The 21579-nt window shown below is 63.1% G+C and carries 15 protein-coding genes; 3 read left to right on the forward strand and 12 right to left on the reverse strand.

What is annotated here, in order from left to right; translation table 11 throughout:
• Positions 1 to 174: 174 nt before the first annotated feature.
• Together ASD01_RS27500 and ASD01_RS27505 are read right to left on the reverse strand one after the other, a co-directional pair.
• A complete protein-coding gene (locus ASD01_RS27500; RefSeq protein ID WP_034804919.1) occupies positions 175 to 2445 on the reverse strand; it encodes a transglycosylase domain-containing protein in 2271 nt (756 codons plus the stop codon).
• A 236-nt stretch (positions 2446 to 2681) separates the two neighbouring features.
• Entirely contained in the window at positions 2682 to 3032 is a 351-nt protein-coding gene (locus ASD01_RS27505) for a hypothetical protein (RefSeq protein ID WP_034804916.1), read from the reverse strand.
• Positions 3033 to 3596: 564 nt separating this feature from the next.
• Here ASD01_RS27505 and ASD01_RS27510 point away from each other — a divergent pair.
• Positions 3597 to 4085 carry a hypothetical protein gene (locus tag ASD01_RS27510; protein WP_034804913.1) on the forward strand — a complete coding sequence of 163 codons (489 nt, stop codon included), beginning with the start codon at positions 3597 to 3599 and terminating at the stop codon, positions 4083 to 4085.
• Positions 4086 to 4112: 27 nt separating this feature from the next.
• On the opposite strand, the gene ASD01_RS27515 is transcribed toward ASD01_RS27510, so the two are convergent.
• The 3 genes from ASD01_RS27515 to ASD01_RS27525 form a co-directional block, all read right to left on the reverse strand.
• Positions 4113 to 5072: a lysylphosphatidylglycerol synthase transmembrane domain-containing protein gene (locus ASD01_RS27515; protein WP_034804910.1), complete on the reverse strand. Its 960-nt coding sequence runs from the start codon at positions 5070 to 5072 to the stop codon at positions 4113 to 4115.
• A 475-nt stretch (positions 5073 to 5547) separates the two neighbouring features.
• Positions 5548 to 6939 (reverse strand): M20/M25/M40 family metallo-hydrolase, encoded by a 1392-nt coding sequence (locus ASD01_RS27520; protein WP_089043078.1) that lies wholly within the window; start codon positions 6937 to 6939, stop codon positions 5548 to 5550.
• A gap of 230 nt (positions 6940 to 7169) precedes the next feature.
• On the reverse strand, positions 7170 to 7613 hold the full coding sequence (locus tag ASD01_RS27525) for a MarR family winged helix-turn-helix transcriptional regulator (protein WP_034804907.1): 444 nt from the start codon (positions 7611 to 7613) through the stop codon (positions 7170 to 7172).
• A gap of 511 nt (positions 7614 to 8124) precedes the next feature.
• On the opposite strand from ASD01_RS27525, the gene polA reads away from it, so the two are divergent.
• Together polA and purU are read left to right on the forward strand one after the other, a co-directional pair.
• Complete coding sequence (gene polA / locus ASD01_RS27530; RefSeq protein WP_034805279.1) at positions 8125 to 11133, forward strand: DNA polymerase I; 3009 nt, start codon at positions 8125 to 8127, stop codon at positions 11131 to 11133.
• 236 nt (positions 11134 to 11369) lie between these two features.
• On the forward strand, positions 11370 to 12224 hold the full coding sequence (gene purU / locus ASD01_RS27535; RefSeq protein ID WP_051659688.1) for a formyltetrahydrofolate deformylase: 855 nt from the start codon (positions 11370 to 11372) through the stop codon (positions 12222 to 12224).
• 57 nt (positions 12225 to 12281) lie between these two features.
• On the opposite strand, the gene ASD01_RS27540 is transcribed toward purU, so the two are convergent.
• The 7 genes from ASD01_RS27540 to ASD01_RS27570 all read right to left on the reverse strand — a co-directional run bounded on the left by ASD01_RS27540 (position 12282) and on the right by ASD01_RS27570 (position 21485).
• A complete protein-coding gene (locus ASD01_RS27540; RefSeq protein WP_034804901.1) occupies positions 12282 to 12926 on the reverse strand; it encodes a TetR family transcriptional regulator in 645 nt (214 codons plus the stop codon).
• Between the two features lie 51 nt (positions 12927 to 12977).
• Positions 12978 to 16118: an efflux RND transporter permease subunit gene (locus tag ASD01_RS27545; protein WP_034804897.1), complete on the reverse strand. Its 3141-nt coding sequence runs from the start codon at positions 16116 to 16118 to the stop codon at positions 12978 to 12980.
• Positions 16119 to 16127: 9 nt separating this feature from the next.
• The gene (locus tag ASD01_RS27550) at positions 16128 to 17351 is read right to left on the reverse strand and encodes an efflux RND transporter periplasmic adaptor subunit (RefSeq protein ID WP_034804880.1); all 1224 of its coding nucleotides are present in this window, start codon (positions 17349 to 17351) and stop codon (positions 16128 to 16130) included.
• Between the two features lie 256 nt (positions 17352 to 17607).
• Positions 17608 to 18609, reverse strand: coding sequence for an ABC transporter ATP-binding protein (locus ASD01_RS27555; protein WP_034804877.1), 1002 nt, complete (start codon positions 18607 to 18609; stop codon positions 17608 to 17610).
• Positions 18610 to 18622: 13 nt separating this feature from the next.
• Positions 18623 to 19687 (reverse strand): Gfo/Idh/MocA family protein, encoded by a 1065-nt coding sequence (locus tag ASD01_RS27560; RefSeq protein ID WP_034804874.1) that lies wholly within the window; start codon positions 19685 to 19687, stop codon positions 18623 to 18625.
• A complete protein-coding gene (locus ASD01_RS27565) occupies positions 19684 to 20523 on the reverse strand; it encodes a carbohydrate ABC transporter permease (protein WP_034804872.1) in 840 nt (279 codons plus the stop codon). Before ASD01_RS27565 ends, ASD01_RS27560 begins: the two co-directional genes overlap by 4 nt.
• 11 nt (positions 20524 to 20534) lie before the next feature.
• Positions 20535 to 21485: a carbohydrate ABC transporter permease gene (locus ASD01_RS27570; protein ID WP_034804869.1), complete on the reverse strand. Its 951-nt coding sequence runs from the start codon at positions 21483 to 21485 to the stop codon at positions 20535 to 20537.
• Positions 21486 to 21579: the final 94 nt, after the last annotated feature.

A 21579-nucleotide genomic window follows, 5' to 3' on the forward strand; every position in this document is an offset into this window, starting at 1 on the left:
AGCTTAGACTGCGCCGATGCGGCGTATATAAGGACCGGCGTTTCGGACTGCAAGGCATTCTGCGGGGCGTTTGGGGGCAAAAGCAAGCCCGGGATTTGTCTAGCCCGAAATGGGCCATCGGCCGCAGCCTGCCTACAGGCCGGATCCCCTGTCAAATCGAGGTTCACGGGCGGCTCAGCCGCCGGTCAGAATATCGAAAAGCGTGGTGCGGCGCGTGGCCCCGGTCGTCTGGCCGACATCGGCCGGCGGTACCATGCCGCCGTTGCCCTGGTCCGCCGTCTGGCCGCCCCACGGGGCGCCGCCCTGGTCGACCGGACGCTGCCCGACCGCGACTCCGCCATCGACGCCGACGGGTGCTTCCGGGAAGGCTTCCGGGTCCCCGGACATCAGGTCGCCGGGGGGCGGCGCGGTGCCGTCGTCGAAGACCGGCTGCACGCCGGTCGTCCCGAACAGCGGCGAGGGCGAAAGCCCTTCGTGGGCCGCCATCATGAAATCGTGCCAGGCCTTGGCCGGCAGGCCGCCGCCGGTGACCTTCTTCATCGACTTGCCGTCGTCGTTGCCGAACCAGACGCCGGTCGTGAGATTCGAGGTGTAGCCGACGAACAGCGCGTCGCGGAAGGACTGCGTCGTGCCGGTCTTGCCGGCCGCTTCCCAGCCTTTCAGTTGCGCCTTCTTGCCGGTGCCCTTGGTCAGCACCCGCAGCAGCATCTGGTTCATCTCGCTGACGATCGCCGGATCGAGCACACGCGGCGGGTTGTCGTAGGTGTTTTCGTAGAGCACCGTTCCGTCCGCCTTGGAAATGCGGCGGATCACGTGCGGCGTCGCCTTGAAGCCGCCATTCATGAAGGGGGCATAGGCCGACGTCAGTTCGACGAGGCTCACTTCCGACGTCCCGAGCGCGATCGAGGCGTTTGCCTGCATCTCGGAATCGATACCGAGGCGGTGCGCGACCTTGACGACGTTGGAAGGACCGACCTCCATGACCAGCTGGGCTGCGATCGTGTTCAGCGAGTTGGCGAGCGCATCGGCAAGCGTCACCTCGCCGCGATATTTCTGGTCGTAATTCTCCGGCGTCCAGTTGCCGATCCGAACCGGACCGTCATTGCGGATCGACATCGGCGTGCGGCCGATCTCCATGGCCGCGGCATAAACGAAGGGCTTGAAGGCCGAGCCCGGCTGGCGCTTGGCCTTGGAGGCGCGGTCGAACTGGCTCTCGGCATAGTCCTTGCCGCCGACGAGCGCCCGGATGGCGCCGGTGCCGTCGACCGAGACGAGGGCGGCCTGCGAGGCGTCGAGCTTCTTGCCGTCGGCGTCCAGCGTCGCGGCAATCACTTCCTCGGCCTTCTTCTCGAGATTGAGGTCGATCGTCGTGTCGATGACCAGGTCTTCCTTGATCTCGCCGATCATGCCCGGAAGCTGGTCCATTACCATGTCGGCGACATAATGCTCGGCGCCCGACCAGTAGCTCTTGGCCTTGGTCGGCGTCTGCGACATCGCCGTCTTGATCTCGCTGTCGGTGACGAAGCCTTCCTCGCGCATCGCGCCCAGCACGATCTGAGCGCGCTCTTCCGCCGCCTTCGGATCACGCGCCGGCGAGAGCCGCGAAGGGGCCTTGAGCAAGCCCGCGAGCAGGGCGGCCTCGCCGAGGTTCACGTCGCGTGCCGACTTGTTGAAGTAGCGCCGCGAGGCCGCTTCGACGCCATAGGCGTTGGAGCCGAAGAACACCCGGTTGAGATACATCGCCAGGATCTGGTCCTTGGAATATTTCTGCTCGAGCCAGAAGGCGAGCAAGACTTCCTGCACCTTGCGCTCCAGCGTGCGCTCCGGCGACAGGAACAGGTTCTTGGCGAGCTGCTGCGTCAGTGTCGAGCCGCCCTGGACCATGCGGCCCGTAGTGACGTTCGTCAGCATGGCGCGGGCCAGACCTAAGGGGTCGATGCCGAAATGGGAATAGAAGCGCCGGTCCTCGATGGCGATGACTGCCTGCGGGATATAGGGCGACATGTTTTCGAGCGAAAGCGCTTCGCCGCCCGTGGTGCCGCGGTTGGCGATGATGTCGCCGCTGACGGCAAGGATCTTCACGTTCGGCGGGCGATCGGGGATCGACCAGCTTTCGGCGCTCGGCATGCGCGCGCCGTAGTAGAGCACCAGGCCGCCGACGCCCATCGCGCCCCAGATGCCGAGCACGATGCACCAGTAGAACAGTGTGCGGACAAGGCCGACCAAGCCACCGCCACCGGAGCCGCGACGGCCGCCGCCGCGCTTGCCGGCTGGCTTCTTCTTGCCGTTGCTTCTGTTGGTCTGGCCGGAAGATTTGCCGCGTGGCGCCTTGCGGCTCGTGGTCACGCGGTCGCTGGCCTCAACGCGAAAATCGTCGCCGTCATCGTCCTCGTTTCCGCCGAACGAGGGCTCGATCCGCTGTCCTGACCTGCCGCTTGCTGCCATGCCGTTTGATCTATCCCTCACCGCCCAGCGGTGGCCCTTGGCGCTATCTTTGCGGCCAATCGATTTCGACGGCGGTAACGACGTCCCACGCCCATCCGCCACGGCGACCGGGTGAACTTTAAATGCGGCAATTTAAGGGGTGGTTAAGAAAGTCGTTGTGAAAAAGCCTGATGGTTCAAAACCTTGACGGTGAGGCGCGCATGCGCCTCCAGGTCCGAGCCCGTGCTCGCCGGTTCTCACTGGATGGCGTTTCGAAGCGGAGTCTGTTCGACCGATGCCGTGGGGCTCACCGGATAGGGATCGGTGAAATCGTAGAGCCATTGGCTGAAAGGCATCCGCAGCAGCACCCGCTTGCCCAGATGGTTCATGGCCACCTCCTCGCAGTCGGCGGCCGGGTAGGCCCGACGGCCGCACATGCCGAGCGGGCTGTCGATCAGACGGAAACCATGTCCCTGATAAACGAGGGCCGTCATCGCTTTGAGCTTGAGGGAGCCGGGCGGCAGCACCACGAGACGGAGGCTGGCAAGCCAGGTCGCAAGGATCAGGACAACGATGAGGGCGGTCGGAATCTGGAGCAGCAATTTCATTTGAGCGCCTGCAATTACTGAGTGAAAATTTATTCTTGGCTTACACGTAGATGTATGTCGAAAAAGCTGAACAAAAGGAACCTGCCATCAGTAGTTGTGGTTTCTATGAGGTTATCGGTCGCGGTGGTCCTCCGGATGCACCATCCGCGATCCGACGTCAGGGACGATGCTTTTGGCCCTGCCTTTCCTTCACGATTTTGTGCAGTGCATGTCTTAAAATTGTTGCGGCGCATAATTATTGTACGACTTATCGAAGCGCCGCACCTCCTCCCGCGGCGCCCGATGCGGATCGGCGGCACTCCTCCTCGCAGCTGCCGATCAAGTTCGAGAGCCCCGTGTACCTCCTCCCACACGGGGCTCTTTTCATTTTGCGCTTATGCCTGCGGCTTTCTGCTCATCGGCGTGACGCCGCCCACCGCCTCCCAAATTTACTGAGGTCAAACGGATCGCCGCTGCCGCGCCGAACGGTGGCTGGCCTATGTCGTTATCGATCCACTCGCGAATCCTGCTATGGCTTCGCCTCATTGTTGTGTTCGGCTGCCCGCACGACAAAGGAGGACTGCCATGAAGCTTCGATCCACCGTCTTTGCCCTCGGCGCATTTGCAGCCTTGAATGGCGAAGCTCTGGCGCAGGACAGCGTCGCCTATGTCGATGACCGGTCCGATGGGGCCGCGCTCGTCCGCTCGCTCTACAACGCCGTCAACCGCAAGGAATATGCCCGCGCCTATGGTTATTTCGGCGAATCGAAACCCGTCGGCGGCTTCAAGGCCTTCACCCGCGGCTATGAGCGCACGGTGTCTGTCGAGATCAAGGTCGGCAAGGTGAAGACGGAGGCCGGGGCGGGCAGCATCTATTCCGCCGTTCCCGTCGCGGTGAAATCGATCGAGAAGCGGGGGCGGGTGCGGTTCTTCGCCGGCTGCTATGTCGCCCGCATCATCAATCCGTCGCTGCAGGTGCCGCCGTTTACACCCTACCAGATCGAAGCGGCGCGCCTGCACGAGGTGAAGGGGCCGCTCGAACAGGCGCTGCCCACTGTTTGCAACGCGCCCTGATATCCGTGATGGACGCGGTCTCTTCGCCTAGGGGAGGTCGCTTCCCTTCGGCGGTTGGCGCTCCGCCACGAAACGCGCCCGCTCGAACACCAGGATCACGATCAGCGCAAGCACGAACGGGATGACGAGGTAAAGCAGCCGGAAGATCGCAAGCGCCGCAAGCACGGCAGCCGGGTCCATTTCCGGCAAGGCGGCGATGAAAATCAGCTCGAGTACGCCAAGCCCGCCGGGCGCATGCGACAGAAGGGCTGCCGAAAAGGACGCAAGGAAGATCCCGAGAATGACGATATAGCCCGGATTTCCCGCTTCCGGCAGGGCGAAATAGATGATCCCGGCGGCGCCGATCAGCTCCACCGGAGCGATCACCAGCTGCCGGAAAACGATCTTCGGCTTCGGGTAGTGCAGCTGGAACCAGCGCGTGCGGAACGACGGCAGCCCGACGAGACTGCCGATGACATAGAGCCCGATGACGATGAGGATGAGCACGCCGGTCGTGAGCGACATTTCGACCGGCAGGAACTCGGCAAAACGCTCGATGATGTCGGGCCGTACCAGAAGCACGACGGCCGATAGAACCAAGGTCCCGAGCGTGAAGGTGAAGGAGCAGAAGGCGACGAGAACGCCGACTTCGCCCGGGGAAAGCCCCTTGGAGCGGTAGGCGCGGTAGCGCACGACCGCGCCGGAGAACACCGAGGCGCCGAGATTGTGCGACAGCGCGTAGGTCGTGAACGAGCAGAGCGTGATGAACCAGAGCGAAATGCGGTGGCCGAGGTGGTCGAGCGCAAGTCGGTCGTAGGCCGCCAGAGCTGCATAGGCGAGGAGCGTCGAGCCGATCGCCAGAAGCCAACTCCTCAGCGAAATAGCATTGAAGCTTGCGAGAAACTCGTCGAACGACAGGCCGCGCAACTCATGATAGAGCGCGTTCACCGAAAACAGGATCGCCAGAAGGCCGACAACGGGCCAGAAATAGGTCTGCAGCCGCTTCATGCCGGTGCCGCGATGGATGCGAGGGCGTGGCGGGGTTGTTTCAAGGACACTTCCGTTGCAGCGGCCGGAGGGTTTCTCCGAGCGGAGACGTTCAGTTTTCTGAGCCGCTTTGTCATAACGTCACGCCCGCAGCGCGACGCTTCGGTCCTTACCCTTGCCAACGATCCGATTTCCCTTTGTGATTTGTTTCACAAAAAGGAAGCACCTGAGACCCCGGAGGTCAAGGATTGACGGCCCGCCGACAACGGAGAAACCGCCGGGAAACAGTGAAGGGGAAACGGTAAAGCGTGGACATCCCATCGATCAGGCAGCGATGCATGCGCGTCGATGGAGCGCTTGCGCGCGAGGGCTGCATCATCTCCAGCCACGCAACCAAAACGAAGAAGCCGTGGCGGAGAGCTCCGCCACGGCTTCCGGGGTCAAGTGGCTCGGGCGGGATGCGCGCAGAAAATCGCGCCCCGTCCCGCACCGATCATCAGGCGGCGAGCGCGTCGAGGATACGGATCCAGGAGCGGATGCCCTTGTGATAGGACTGCAGCTCGTACTTCTCGTTCGGCGAATGGATGCGGTCGTCGGAAAGACCGAAGCCGACGAGCAGCGATTCCATGCCGAGCATCTTCTGGAAGTCGCCGACGATCGGGATCGAGCCGCCCATGCCGATGATGACGGCCGGCTTCGGCCACTCGTCGGACAGGGCCACCTTCGCCGTGTTGAGCAGCGGCGATTCGTATGGAAGATGGATCGCTGGCGAACCGCCATGGGCATGGAACTCGACCGAGCAGTCGGCCGGAACCTTGGAGCGCACATAGGCGCGGAAGGCTTCGCGGATCTTTTCCGGGTTCTGGTTGCCGACCAGGCGGAAGGAGACCTTGGCTGAGGCCTCGGCCGCAATCACCGTCTTGAAGCCTTCGCCGGTATAGCCGCCGGTGATGCCGTTGACTTCCGCGGTCGGCCGCGCCCAGGTCAGTTCCAGCACCGAGCGGTTCTTTTCACCCGACGGGATCGAAAGGCCGATTTCGCCGAGGAACTTCTCTGCCGTCTGGCCGAGCGTTTCCCAGGCCGCCTTGATCTGGGCCGGGGTCTCTTCGACGCCGTCGTAGAAGCCTGGCAGCGTCACGCGGCTGTTTTCGTCATGAAGGCCGGCGAGAATGGTGGTGAGGATGCGGATCGGGTTGGCGGCAGCACCACCGAAATAACCGGAATGCAGGTCGCGGTCGGCAGCCCGGACGATGACTTCTTCGCCGACGAGGCCGCGCAGGCCAGCGGAGATCGCCGGCGTATCGCGGTCCCACATGCTGGTGTCGCAGACCAGCGCATAGTCGGCCTTGAGTTCGGCGGCATTGGCTTCGAGGAAGGGCTTCAGCGACGGCGAGCCGGATTCCTCTTCGCCTTCGAACAGGATCGTGACGCGGCAGGGCAGGGCGCCATGCACGTCCTTGTAGGCGCGCACCGCCTCGACGAAGGTCAGGAGCTGGCCCTTGTCGTCAGCCGTGCCACGGCCGGTGATCACCTTGCGGCCGGGTTCGATTTCCTTGATGCCGGGCTCGAACGGATCCGTGTCCCAGAGGTTCAGCGGATCGACCGGCTGAACGTCATAGTGGCCATAGAACAGCACATGCGGCGCATCGGGCTTGGCACCGTCATGGTGGGCGACGACCATCGGATGGCCGGGGGTGTCGCGCACCGATGCGGTGAAGCCGAGGCTGTTGAGTTCGGCCACCAGCCATTCGGCCGCCTTGCGGCATTCCGCCTTGAAGGCCGGGTCGGTCGAGATCGACTTGATCCGAACGAGGTCGAACAGCCGGTCGAGGCTCCTTGGCAGGTTGGCGTCTGCGCGTTCGAGAACGGGGGTGATGTCAGCCATCATGCATATCCTTGCTTCAAGTTTCGCCGGAACCTACTGCATGTGCCGCCAAAGCGAAATCGATTTGAGCGATTTTGGGCAGAGGTCTCAGGTGACGGTGAACGGAGAGCCTGGCGCGTCGGCAAGGTGAGCGCCGGGGCGCCCGGATCGACGCGTCTGCCCCTGCTTTAGAACGGGCGAACGCCCGCTTTAAGCCAAATTTTTTGATGGAATGATCATAAGGGGGTGGTGCGTCAGGCGCGACTGTCGCTGCGTGCCACGTTGGCGAGCGCCATGCGCATATATTCGAGCATCAGTTCGCGTTCGAAATTCCTGAGGCCGGCAAGCAGCGACTGGTCGGCGGCAAGCGCTGCCTCCTTGGCGGCCGCCTCCATCTCCTTTGCCTTTTCGGTGAGGTAGATCTGCTGCGAGCGCTTGTCCTGCGGATGCTTGCGGCGGAGGATGAGCCCGTCGCGCTCCATGCGCGAGAGCGTGTTTGCCATCGTCGCCTGTTCGATGTCGAGGCGATCGAGCAGTTGTTTCTGCGTCAGGCCTTCCTCGGCCCAAAGCTCGAGCAGGATGGGAAACTGACCGGGCGCGAAACCAAGCTTCTGGCCGCGCTCGTGAAGCGCGCGCGAAAAGCTCTTGGCCAGCAGGCTGGCCAGGTAGGTCGCAGATTCCATACGATTGAAGGCCATGCCTATCGGTACGCCCGAACCGCCATGAAGACAAGTTACAATGCAGGCGATGGACCTTGAGACCGTCGGGTCTCACCGGGATTTGAGCGGAGGTGATCAGACGGCAGAAACAAAAAACCGTCACGGTGCGGAGGCGGCGCCGTGACGGTCTTTTGAAAACGGGACAAAGGCCCGGAGAGGGGGATAAGGCCTTTGTCCTCATCTGGTGCGGGCGGGGGACAGGCCAATCACCAGAAGACGGCATCACTCGGTGCCGTTGAGTAAGATTTGAGGATTCAAATGTGGCTTTTCAAGGATACCGGGGCTGAATCGGACATTACAAATATGTAACGTTTGCGTGAAGCCGAACGGGCGCTTGCGAAGCCTTTTGGCGCTCGATCCCAAGGCGAAGTCAGCCCCCGTTTTCGCAATCCGCGGTGGCGATCGCGGCCACCGCGACCGGTGGAGAATGTAGTGTCTGGCGGGAAAACCGCAATGGACCTTTGGCTTGCCCCGCGCTATCCATTTGCCCATGAAAAACGGTGATCATCTCTTCCTCGTCGACGGCTCCGGATTCATCTTCCGGGCGTTCCACGCCATCCCGCCGCTCAACCGCAAATCCGATGGCCTTCCGGTCAACGCGGTATCGGGTTTCTGCAACATGTTGTGGAAGCTGCTCACTGATGCGCGCGACACGTCGGTCGGCGTCACGCCGACCCATTTCGCGGTCATCTTCGACTATTCGTCGAAGACCTTCCGCAACGCGCTCTACGATCAGTACAAGGCGAACCGCACGGCGCCGCCGGAAGATCTGATCCCGCAGTTCGGGCTGATCCGTCACGCGACCCGCGCCTTCAACCTGCCCTGCATCGAGAAGGAAGGCTATGAGGCCGACGACCTGATCGCCACCTACGCCCGGCTTGCAGAAGCCGCCGGCGCCGGCGTCACCATCGTCTCGTCCGACAAGGACCTGATGCAGCTCGTGACCTCGAACGTGTCGATGTACGACAGTATGAAGGACAAGCAGATCTCGATCCCGGAAGTGATCGAGAAATGGGGCGTGCCGCCGGAAAAGATGATCGACCTGCAGGCGATGACCGGTGACTCCACCGACAACGTCCCCGGCATTCCCGGCATTGGCCCGAAGACGGCGGCACAGCTGCTCGAGGAGTACGGCGATCTCGAAACGCTGCTGGCCCGCGCCGGCGAGATCAAGCAGGCCAAGCGCCGCGAGAACATCATCGCCAATGCCGATCTCGCTCGTCTGTCGCGCCAGCTCGTCGAACTCAAGACCGACACGCCGCTCGACGTTCCGCTCGAAGAGCTGAGCCTCGAGCCGCAGAACGGTCCGAAGCTGATCGCCTTCCTGAAGGCGATGGAATTCACAACGCTGACGCGTCGCGTCGCCGCCGCGACCGGTACGGACGCCGATGCCGTTGAAGCAGCCTTGGTGCCGGTAGAATGGGGCGCCGAGGCGCGCGGCCCTGATCTCGACAAGGGAGATGGGGCGGAAAAGGTCAGCGAGGGCTCCTCCACCGCGGCTGCCGCCCGTGGCGAGGCCGCGCAAGCCGCCGCCGTCCTGTCGCGTGCCGGCGAAGCGAATGGCGCGGACGCGACGCCCGAGGCGCTCGCTGCGGCACGCGCTGAAATCTTCGCCAAGGCGCCGATGGATCAGAGCGCCTATGTGACGATCCGCGACATCGCCACTCTCGACCGGTGGATATCGGACGCGCGCGAAGCCGGTGTCGTCGGCTTCGACACGGAAACGACCTCGCTCGATGCAATGCAGGCCGACCTCGTCGGCTTCTCGCTGGCGATCGCCGACCATAAGGCCGACCCGACCGGCGCCTCGATCCGGGCGGCCTATGTGCCGCTGATCCACAAGACCGGCGTCGGCGACTTGCTCGGCGGCGGGCTCGCCGAAAACCAGATCCCGGTCGCAGAAGCCTTGAGCCGGCTGAAGCGCCTGCTTGAGGACCCTTCGGTCCTCAAGGTCGCCCAGAACCTGAAATACGATTACCTCGTGATGAAGCGGCACGGCATCACCGTCGAAAGCTTCGACGACACGATGCTGATGTCCTACGTCGTCGATGCCGGCAACGGCACCCATGGCATGGACTCGCTGTCTGAGCGCTGGCTGAACCACAAGCCGATCGCCTACAAGGACATCACCGGAACCGGCAAATCCTCGGTGACCTTCGACTTCGTCGATATCGACCGGGCAACCGCCTACGCGGCTGAGGATGCGGACGTCACGCTCAGGCTCTGGCATATCCTGAAGGCCCGATTGGCCGCCAAGGGGCTGATGCGCGTCTATGAGCGGCTGGAGCGGCCCCTGGTTGCCGTTCTGGCACGCATGGAAGACCGCGGCATCACCGTCGACCGCCAGATCCTCTCGCGGCTTTCGGGCGAGCTCGCCCAGGGCGCAGCCGGGCTCGAGGACGAGATCTACAAGCTCGCTGGCGAAACCTTCACCATCGGTTCGCCGAAGCAGCTCGGCGATATCCTCTTCGGCAAGATGGGCTTTGCCGGCGGCTCGAAGACCAAGACCGGGCAATGGTCGACCTCGGCACAGGTTCTGGAAGACCTGGCAGCCGAAGGCCACGAACTGCCGCGCAAGATCGTCGACTGGCGACAGCTGACCAAGCTCAAGTCCACCTATACCGATGCGCTTCCGGGCTTCGTCCATCCGGAGACGAAGCGCGTGCATACGTCCTACGCGCTCGCAGCCACGACCACCGGCCGCCTGTCGTCGTCCGATCCGAACCTGCAGAACATTCCGGTGCGCACCGCCGAAGGCCGCAAGATCCGCACCGCCTTCATCGCAACGCCCGGCCACAAGCTCGTCTCGGCCGACTACAGCCAGATCGAACTGCGCGTGCTTGCCCATGTTGCGGACATTCCGCAGCTTCGCCAGGCCTTTGCCGATGGCGTCGACATTCATGCGATGACCGCATCGGAAATGTTCGGCGTTCCGGTCGAGGGCATGCCGAGCGAAATCCGCCGGCGCGCCAAGGCGATTAACTTCGGTATCATCTACGGCATCTCCGCCTTCGGCCTTGCCAACCAGCTGTCGATCGAGCGCTCCGAAGCCAGCGACTACATCAAGCGCTATTTCGAGCGTTTCCCCGGCATCCGCGACTACATGGAGGGCACCAAGGTGTTTGCCCGCGAGCACGGCTACGTCGAGACGATCTTCGGTCGCCGCGCCCACTATCCGGACATCCGCTCGTCGATCCCGTCGCACCGTGCCTTCAACGAGCGCGCCGCGATCAATGCGCCGATCCAGGGCTCGGCCGCCGACATCATCCGCCGCGCCATGGTGAAGATGGAGCCGGCGCTGGCCGAGGCGAAGCTTTCGGCCCGCATGCTGCTGCAGGTGCACGACGAACTGATCTTCGAGGTCGAGGACGCCGAGGTCGAAAACACCATTCCGGTCGTCGTCTCGGTGATGGAGAACGCCGCCATGCCGGCGCTCGACATGAAGGTGCCGTTGAAGGTCGATGCGCGCGCGGCGACCAACTGGGACGAGGCGCACTGATCTAGTCGGTGCACACCGGGTTTTTGATGGAAACCTCTCAGAAAACCTCAAAAGCCGGATGCGACGAATCTTGCAGCGCCCGGGGGCATTCCATGCTCCCGGGCGCCTTTCCATCAGGATGATAGAAAGCGTCAGCCGTCGCAGCCGGAACGATTGCCGGCGCGTTCAACTCCTCATAGGCAGCCTTTGGGAAGGGGCTCGAGCCTCATCCGAAACGGCTGCAATCGGAGGAGATCATGGCGCCGAAGACCTTCATTCTTGTCCTGTCCTGCGACGACAAACCCGGCATTGTCGCCGCCGTCACCACGGAGCTTGCCGCCCTTGGCGCAAACATCGCCGAGAGCAACCAGTTCTGGGATACCAAGACCAACAGCTTCTTCATGCGCATCGCCTTCCAGGTTGCAGCGAGCGTTCAGGCTGGTGATGTCGAGCGGGCGCTTCGCCCGGCGGTCGAGCGTTTCCAGATGCGGACCACGCTTACGGATGCTGCGGTCAAGCCGAAGATCCTGGTCCTCGTCTCCAAGTTCGACCATGCGCTCCTGCACCTGCTTTACCAGATCCGTGTCGGCTGGTTGAACGCGGAGGTCGTCGCCATCGTCTCCAACCACGAAGACAGCCGGCGTACGGCCGAAGCCGAAGGGCTCGCCTATCACTGTTGGTCGGTATCGAAGGACAACAAGGCCGAGCAGGAGGAAAGGCTTCTGCGACTGGTCCAGGAGACCGGCGCCGATCTCGTCATCCTTGCCCGCTACATGCAGGTGTTTTCCGACAATCTGTCGAAGCGCCTCTACGGCAAGGCGATCAACATCCACCATTCGTTCCTGCCGAGCTTCAAGGGCGCCAAGCCCTATCATCAGGCGCATGAGCGTGGCGTGAAGCTGATCGGGGCGACGGCGCACTACGTCACGCCGGACCTCGACGAAGGCCCGATCATCGAACAGGAAACCGAACGCGTCAGCCATGCCTTGACGGCGGAAGATTTCGTCGCCACCGGCCGCGACATCGAAAGCCGGGTGCTGGCGCGCGCCGTCAAGCTGCACCTGGAGCGGCGCGTCATGCTCAACGGTCACAAGACGGTCGTGTTCAGCTAGAGGGTTCTGGAAGGCGCTTCATGTAGCCGGTACTCACAGGGGTGCCGGCTACAGCTGTTACAGGCGGGCTACGACGGCGGTCGCGGTAACGGCCGGCGCGCGGAAGCTGGCAAAGAGCCGGCTCAGGCCCTCGCGTCCCTCGGCCGTCAGATCGAAGGTGCGGCCGAACAGCAGCCATTCCGTACAGAGCCCGAGCATCATCCAATGCAGGGTCCGCGTCGCGGAGGCGGGGGTCCAGGTCTCGTGCATCTGCCCCTTGGCGAGCGCGCGGGAAAAAGCGAGTTCGAGCACGACATTGTGGTGCTCGTCGAGTTCCTTCTGGCGGGCGAGGACCTCGCCCAGGTCGCCGTCGTAATTGGTGCGCAGCATGATCGTCAGAATGCGCTGGCGCTGCTCGTCGGCGGCCAGAACATCCAGCCAGTCGCCCATGGCACCTTCGAGGATGGAGAGTGTATCGGCAGCTTCCGCTTCGATCTCGCGGGCGACCATGTCTTCCTGCGGCAAGGGCACAGCGTCGTGCAGCGCGAGGAACAGGTCGGTCTTGTTGGCAAAGTGCCAGTAGATGGCGCCACGGGTCACGCCGGCGGCCTTGGCTATTTCTTCGAGCGTCGTGTTCGAGACGCCCTTTTCGTAGAAGACGCGCTCGGCGGCGCTCAGGATCTTCTGTCTTGTTGCTTCTGCATCGGCCTTTGTTCGGCGCATTCATTCCTCCTCATGCGACGGCCCGCCAGAGGCGGGCCGTCCAGTCTTGTTTTATTCGGCGGGTGTCGGGTTTTCTGCGGCTGTCGGTGTGTTCTCCACCTTCTTTCGGCTGAAGAGCTTCGTGACGAACACGAAGAAGACAGGAACGAAGAAGATGGCGAGCACCGTTGCCGAGATCATCCCGCCCATGACGCCCGTGCCGATGGCGCGCTGGCTGCCGGAGCTGGCACCCGTGGCGATTGCCAGCGGCAGAACACCGAGCGTGAAGGCCAGCGACGTCATCAGGATCGGCCGGAAGCGAAGATGTGCCGCCTCCAGCGTCGCGTCGATCAGCGACTTGCCCTGCTCACGCAGTTCCTTGGCGAACTCGATGATCAGGATCGCGTTCTTGGCCGAGAGACCGATGATCGCGATCAGGCCAACCTTGAAGTAGACGTCATTCGGCATGTCGCGCATCATCACGGCGAGCACCGAACCGATGACGCCGAGCGGAACGACCATGATCACCGCCACCGGGATCGACCAGCTCTCATAGAGGGCTGCAAGGCACAGGAACACCAGAAGGCACGACAGCGCGATCAGGAGAGGCGCCTGGGTGCCGGACTGGATTTCCTGCAGCGACTGGCCGGTCCATTCGTAACCGAAGCCTGCAGGCAACTGGCCCGCCAGCCGTTGCATCTCGGCGATCGCGTCACCCGAGGAGTAGCCGTGGGCGGCTTCGCCGCTGATACGGACCGACGGGTAGCCGTTGTAGCCGATCGTCTGGGTCGACGCCTTGACCCACTCCACCGTCGCGAAGGCCGACAGGGGCACCATGCCGCCATTGGCGTTGCGGACGTTGAGGTTCAGGAGGTCGGCGGTCTGCATGCGCTGACCTTCGTCCGCCTGCACCGTTACGCGCTGCATGCGTCCGGCATTGGGGAAGTCGTTGACGTAGGACGAGCCGAGGTTGGTCGAGATCGTCGAGTTGATATCGGCGAAGGTCACACCGAAGGTGTTGGCCTTCTCGCGATCGATCGTGACGCTGACCTGAGCCGCATCGGGCATGCCCTCGAAGCGGACGCCGGAGAGCACCTTGCTCTCGGCGGCCATGCCGAGCAGCTGGTCGCGGGCCTGCGACAGCGCCGCCTGGCCGAGACCGCCACGGTCCTGCAGGCGGAACGAGAAGCCGCCGGTGGTGCCGAGGCCCTGGATCGCCGGCGGCGACAGCGCGAAGCTGATCGCATCCTTGATCTGGCTCATCGCCATCGTCGCCCGCATGGCGATCGACTGTGCGGCGTTGTCGGCGTCACGTTCCTTCCAGTCCTTCAGCGTCACGAAGGCGAGCGCTGCGTTCTGGCCGGTACCGAAGAAGGAGAAGCCGTTGATCGCGATGATGCGTTCGACTGCCGTTTCCTGGCCGAAGATCTTCTCGGCCTGCTCCACCACCTCGGTCGTGCGGTTGCCCGTTGCTTCCGACGGCAGCTGCATCATGACGATCACGAAGCCCTGGTCTTCGTCCGGAAGGAACGACGACGGCAGCTTCATGAACAGCCAGCCGAGACCGGCGAGCACCGCGACATAGACGATCATGTAGCGGCCGGTCCGGTGGACCAGGCGCTTCACGATGCCGCTATAGCCGTGCGACGTCTTGTCGAACGAGCGGTTGAACCAGCCGAAGAAGCCACGCTTGGCGTGATGATGACCCTTCGGAACCTGCTTCAGGAAGCTCGCGCAGAGCGCCGGTGTCAGCGACAAAGCGAGAAGTGCGGAGAACAGGATCGAGACGACCATCGTCAGCGAGAACTGGCGATAGATCACACCGACCGCGCCCGGGAAGAAGGCCATCGGAATGAACACCGAGGCGAGAACCAGCGTGATGCCGATGACGGCGCCGGTGATCTGCTTCATCGCCTTGCGGGTGGCTTCTTTCGGCGTTGCCCCTTCCTCGGACATGATGCGTTCGACGTTTTCGACGACGATGATCGCATCGTCGACGAGAATGCCGATCGCCAGCACCATGCCGAACATGGTCAGAACGTTGATCGAGAAGCCCATCGCCAGCATGACCGCGCAGGTGCCGAGGAGCGCCACCGGCACGACGAGCGTCGGGATGATGGTGTAGCGGATGTTCTGCAAGAACAGGAACATCACGATGAACACGAGCGCGACCGCTTCGACCAGCGTCGAAAGCACCTTCTCGATGGAAACGGCGACGAAGGGCGAGGTGTCGTAGGGAACCGAATATTCGAGGCCCTGCGGGAAGAACTTCGCCAGTTCGTCCATGCGTTCCTTGATGGCGGCCGAGGTCGACATGGCGTTGCCGCTCGGCGAAAGCTGGACGGCGATAGCCGCCGACGGCTTGCCGTTCAGGCGCGTCGAGAAGGCGTAGCTTTCGCCGCCGATCTCGATGCGGGCAACGTCGCGCAGGCGGACGGAGGAGCCGTCCGGATTGGCGCGAAGCACGATCGCACCGAACTCTTCGGCGCTTTCGAGCTGGCCCTTGACGACGACGGGCGCGCTGATCTGCTGGGTGATCGGGTTCGGCTGTGCGCCGATCGAGCCCGAAGCGATCTGGGCGTTCTGCGCCGTGATCGCATTGGTCACGTCCGCAGCCGTCAGGTTCAGACCCAGCATCTTGTCCGGATCGAGCCAGACGCGCATCGAGCGTTCCGTGGCAAACAGCTGCGCACGGCCGACGCCGGGCACGCGCTGGATTTCGCTAAGCACGTTGCGGCTTAGATAGTCGCCGAGGCCGATGGCGTCCATCGAGCCGTCGGTCGAGGTGAGAGCCACGATCATCAGGAAGCCAGAGCCGGCTTCATCGACCTGCACGCCCTGGCGCTTGACCGAATCGGGCAGGCGCGGTTCGACGCGGCGAACCCGGTTCTGGATGTCGACGGCCGCCTGTCCCGGGTCGGTGCCCGGTGCAAAGGTGGCGCTGATTTCGACCGAGCCGGAGGCGCTGGAGGTCGACTCGAAATAGAGCAGGCCTTCGACGCCGTTCAGCTCGTCTTCGATCAGTCGCGTGACGCTCTGATAGGTGTCTTGCGACGAGGCGCCGGGGTAGCTCGTGTTGATGGAGATCTGCGGCGGCGCGACGTCAGGATACTGCGATACCGGCAGAAGCGGAATCGCAATGACGCCGGCGACCATGATGAAGATCGCCACCACCCAGGCAAAAATAGGCCTGTCGATGAAAAAACTAGGCATCAATCAAACTCACTTTGTAGCTTCGGCAGGCTTTTCGTCGGCAGCGGCCGTTGTCTGCGCTGCTTCGGCAGTCGGCTTGGCGTCCGGGTTCCAGTCCGTCGGCTCGACGGGGGCACCGGGGCCGATCTTCTGGAAGCCTTCGACGATGACCTTTTCGCCGGCCTTGATGCCGGAGGTCACCTGCCAGCGGGTGCCGATCGTGCGGCCGAGGGTCACGTTGCGGAACTCGACCTTGTTGTCGGCGCCGACGACATAAACCTGCGACTGGCCGGCGTTGTTGCGCTGGACGGCCTGCTGCGGAACGGTGATCGCGTCCTTCTCGACGCCCTGCTGCACAAGTACGCGAACATACATGCCGGGAAGCAGGTCGTTGTCGGGGTTCGGGAATTCGCCGCGCAGGGTCACCTGGCCGGTCGTCGCGTCGACGGCGGCCTCCGAGAACAGGAGCTTGCCCTTGTGCTCATACGTGGTGCCGTCGTCGAGCACGAGCTGGACTTCGGCTTCCTCGCCGTCGCCGTTCATCATCTGGCCGTCCTCAAGCGCCTTGCGCAGGCGGATGAGGTCGGTCGCCGACTGGGTGAAGTCGGCGTAGAGCGGGTCGAGCTGCTGGATCGTCGCGAGATTTTCCGAGCTGTTGGTGCTGACGAGCGCGCCTTCGGTGATCAGCGCACGGCCGATGCGGCCGCTGATCGGTGCCGTCACGTCGGCATATTGCAGGTCGAGCTTGGCCGCCGCGAGGCCGGCTTCGGCGATCGCGACATCGGCGTCGGCGGTCGCAAGCAGCGCAGCCGCATCTTCCAGCTGCTGCGCGGCGACGACGTTCGCCTTCTTCAGCTGCTCCTGGCGATCGGCCTTCTGCTGGGCCTGCTGGCGAATGGATTGGGCGCGCCGAAGCGTTGCCTCTGCCTTTTCGACCTGGACGCGGAAGGGCGCGGGATCGATGCGGTAGAGCACGTCACCGGCATTGACCTTGGAGCCCTGCTGGAAGACGCGTTCGACGACAATGCCGGAAACGCGCGGACGGACCTCGGCGACACGGGTCGCGGCGATGCGGCCCGGAAGCTCGTTGGTGATCGGCAGGGTTTCGGTCTTGGTCGTGAAGACCGCGACGGCGGACGGTGGGAATGCGGCGGCGCCCTGTTGTGCTTCCTCTTTCTGGCAGCCGGAAAGAAGAATCACAGTTGCCAAGGCGGCGGCCAGTGTCGGTCGGTTCATGCGCATAGCGATGTCCATATTCGGTGACCGCAGGCGACAGGTGCATCTCGCAAGGTGCCCGTGCGGTCCGGAAGTGAAGGGGAGCGGAACCGGTATTGCTTGGGGAAAATACCGGAAAGCTAATATACAAACACAAATGTATGTTAAATCGCTTTGCAGCGCAACAGAGTCATTCAGCACAGCTATTCAAAAAATAAATAAGCCGCCACAAGGGGTTAGTCCCGTGGCGGCTGGTTTTCACGCAGCTGTGATGAGGCCTTAGCCTCAAAACGCATCAGGCGAGGACGCGGTCGTCGTCGCCGAAACGGTGCATGGCACCGACCGTCGGCGTCGCATAGACGATGTCGTCAGGCGCGTAGCGATGTTCGCCGAAGAGGCGGACGGTGATGGTGCCGACCTGCTCGGAATCGATATAGACGATGGTGTCGGCGCCGAGGTGCTCGACATGCACCACCTTGCCCTTCCAGTCGCCGCTCTCGCGTGAAAGCGCCATGTGCTCCGGGCGGATGCCGATCGTCTTGGCTTTGACATCGCCGAGCCGGGCGCCCTCGATGAAGTTCATCTGTGGCGAGCCGATGAAGCCAGCGACGAAGACGTTGGCCGGGCGGTTGTAGAGATCCATCGGCGAGCCGATCTGCTCGATCTGGCCGGCGTTGAGGACGACGATCTTGTCGGCGAGCGTCATCGCCTCCACCTGGTCGTGGGTCACGTAGATCATCGTTGCCTTCAGGCTTCGATGCAGCCGGGCAATCTCAAGCCGGGTGTTGACGCGCAGCGCCGCGTCGAGGTTCGAAAGCGGCTCGTCGAACAGGAAGAGCTTCGGTTCGCGCACGATCGCGCGGCCGATCGCCACGCGCTGACGCTGGCCGCCCGAAAGCTCGGCCGGGCGACGGGCCAGGTAGGGATCGAGCGACAGCATGTTCGCAGCCTTGCCGACCTTGTCCTCGATCTCCGCCTTCGGAGCGCCGGCCTGTTTCAGGCCAAGGCCCATATTGTCCTTCACCGACAGGTGCGGATAGAGCGCGTAGGACTGGAACACCATGGCGATGCCGCGCTTGGCGGGCGCCACGTGGCCGACTTCCGTGCCGTCGATCTGCACGCTGCCGGAGGTCGCGTCCTCGAGGCCAGCGATGGTGCGCAGCAAGGTCGACTTGCCGCAGCCCGACGGGCCGACGAAAATGACGAACTCGCCGTCCTTCACCTCGAGGTCGATGCCCTTCAGCACCTCATGGCTACCGTAGGCCTTGCGGATGGATTTGAGTTGAAGCGATCCCACCTGGTTGCCCCCTTTAAAGTTTGACTGGTCTGCCGGTGCGCACGCTTTCGTCTGCGGCAAGGCAGATGCGTAGCGACTGCACGGCGTCGTTCATGTGACGGTCGAGGTCGATGTTTTGGCGAATGGCCTTCAGCACATAGGCCTGCTCGCGGTCGCAGAGTTCCTGGTGGCCGGGCTCGCCGTCCATCTTCAGGTCCTCGTCGGCTTTCAGGAAGCGGCCATCGGGACCAGTTTCGGCGTTGTGCAGCCGGATCACCGCGGTCTTTGTGTGCATGTCGATGTCGTCGGACTTGGCATTCTGGTCCATGACGATCGACACCGATCCCTTCGGCGACATCACGTCCTTCACGAAGAAGGCGGTTTCCGAGATCATCGGCCCCCAGCCGGCTTCATACCAGCCGGCCGAACCATCCTCGAAGATCACCTGCAGGTGACCGTAATTGTACATGTCGGGCGCGATCTCGTCGGAGAGACGGAGCCCCATGCCGCGCACTTCCACCGGCTTGGCATCGGTGATCTGGCACATGACGTCGACATAGTGCACGCCGCAATCGACGATCGGCGACGTCGTCTTCATCAGCGACTTGTGCGTCTCCCAGGTCGGTCCGCTGGACTGCTGGTTCAGGTTCATGCGGAAGACATAGGGACCGCCGAGCTTGCGCGCTTCGGCGATCAGCCGGATCCACGAGGGGTGATGGCGCAGGATGTAGCCGATCACCAGCTTGCGGCCGTGCTTCTTCGCAGCCGCGACGACGCGCTCGGCGTCGGCGACGGTGGTTGCGAGCGGCTTTTCGACGAAGACGTCGGCGCCGGCCTCGAACGCCATGACCGCAAAGTCCGCATGGCTGTCCGAATAGGTGCAGATCGAGCAGAGCTCGGGCTTCAATTCGGCCAGGGCCGTCTTGAAGTCCGGATGGATCGTGTAGCCGCTCAGTTCCTCCGGCAGCGGCACCTTCGAGCGGTTGACGAGGCCGACGATCTCGAAGCCGGGATTGTTGTGATAGGCGAGCGCATGGCTGCGCCCCATGTTGCCGAGCCCCGCGACGAGGACCCGGACCGGTTTGCTGCTTGCACTCACTTGACTGCTCCTGCCGTGATGCCGCGGATCAGTTGCCGCGAGAAGATGACGTAGAGGACGAGAACCGGAAGGATGGCGAGCGACAGTGCCGCCAGAACCGCGTTCCAGTTGGTGACGAACTGGCCGATGAAGATCTGCGAGCCGAGCGTCACGGTCTTGGTGGCTTCGGCCGGCGCGAGGATCAGCGGGAACCAGAGATCGTTCCAGATCGGGATCATCGTGAAGACCGCGACGGTTGCCATGGCCGGACGGACGAGCGGCAGAACCAGGCGGAAGAAGATCGAATATTCCGACAGCCCGTCGATGCGCCCGGCGTTCTTCAAGTCATCCGAGACCGTGCGCATGAACTCCGAGAGAATGAAGATCGCGAGCGGCAGGCCTTGGGCCGTATAGACGAGGATCAGTGCCGTCAGCGTGTTGACGAGGTTGGCAGCGACCATGCCCTGCAGAATGGCGACGGTGCCGAGACGGATCGGGATCATGATGCCGATCGCGAGATAAAGGCCCATGAGCGTGTTGCCACGGAAGCGGTATTCCGACAGCGCGAAGGCGGCCATCGCCCCGAAGAGCAGCACCAGCGCGATCGAGACGATCGTGACGATGAAGCTGTTCTGGAAATAGGTGGCGAAGTCCCCCTGGCCAAGGACGGTCTGATAGCCGATCAGGCTGAAGGTCTGCGGCGTCGGGATCGTCAGCGGCGCCCGAAAGATCGCGTTGCGATCCTTGAACGAGTTGATGATCGTCAGGAACACCGGAAACAGCGAGATGAGCGTGTAGGCGATGAGCGCTGCATGCACGAAGCCGGTGCGGAGAAATGAATCGCGTGCTTTCGACATCTCCGGTCTCCTCAGAACTGGTAGCGGCGCATGCGGCGCTGAATGACGAAGAGGTAGAGCGAGACGCCGGCGAGGATGATGAGGAACATCACCGTGGCGATCGTCGCGCCCATCGAGCGGTCGCCGAGCTGCAGCTGGAAACCGAAGAAGGTGCGGTAGAGCAGCGTACCGAGAATGTCGGTCGAGCCGTCGGGACCGGCAAGCGCGCCCTGCACCGTGTAGACCAGGTCGAAGGCGTTGAAGTTGCCGACGAAGGTCAGGATCGAGATGATGCCGATGGCGGGCAGGATCAGCGGCAGCTTGATCTTCCAGAACTGGCTCCAGCCGGTGACGCCGTCGCATTCGGCAGCCTCGATTACCTCATCCGGAATGTTGAGCAGGGCGGCATAGATCAGCATCATCGGGATGCCGACATATTGCCAGACCGAGATCAGCGACACGGTGATGAGCGCCGAGCCCGGCTTGCCGAGCCAGGGGGCAAACAGCGACTTCAGGCCGACGAGGTCGAGCATGCCGGGTGCCACGCCCCAGATCGGCGACAGGATCAGCTTCCAGATGAAGCCGACGATCACGAAGGAGAGCAGCGTCGGCAGGAAGATCGCCGTGCGGTAAAAAGTGACGAAGCGCAGCTTCGGGATCGACAACATGGCGGCGAGCGCAACGCCGATCGGGTTCTGCACGCACATGTGGATGATGAAGAAGATGACGTTGTTCTTCAGCGCATTCCAGAAGTCGTGCGCCCAGCGCTCTTCGCCAAACAGCGTCTGGAAATTCGCAAGGCCGACAAAGGTCGACTGGCCGTCGACCGTGTTGAACAGCGAAAGCCTGAGCGTCTCGATCAACGGCAGGATCATCACCGCCGAATAGACCAGGAAGGCCGGCAGCAGGAAGACGAGGATGTGCCAGCGTTTCGGCCGCCTTGCGGTCGGCTGTCCCTCTTGCACTGAAAGAGCGTCACTCATGGATCCATCCGTTTCTAGAAGACCGGTCCCCAGACAATCATGATGCGCACCGGCGCCACGCGGCCGGTCGCGCCGCATGCCGTCTGCCCCTTTA

The organism is Ensifer sp. Root423 (assembly GCF_001426275.1).
GTDB lineage: Bacteria > Pseudomonadota > Alphaproteobacteria > Rhizobiales > Rhizobiaceae > Ensifer > Ensifer adhaerens.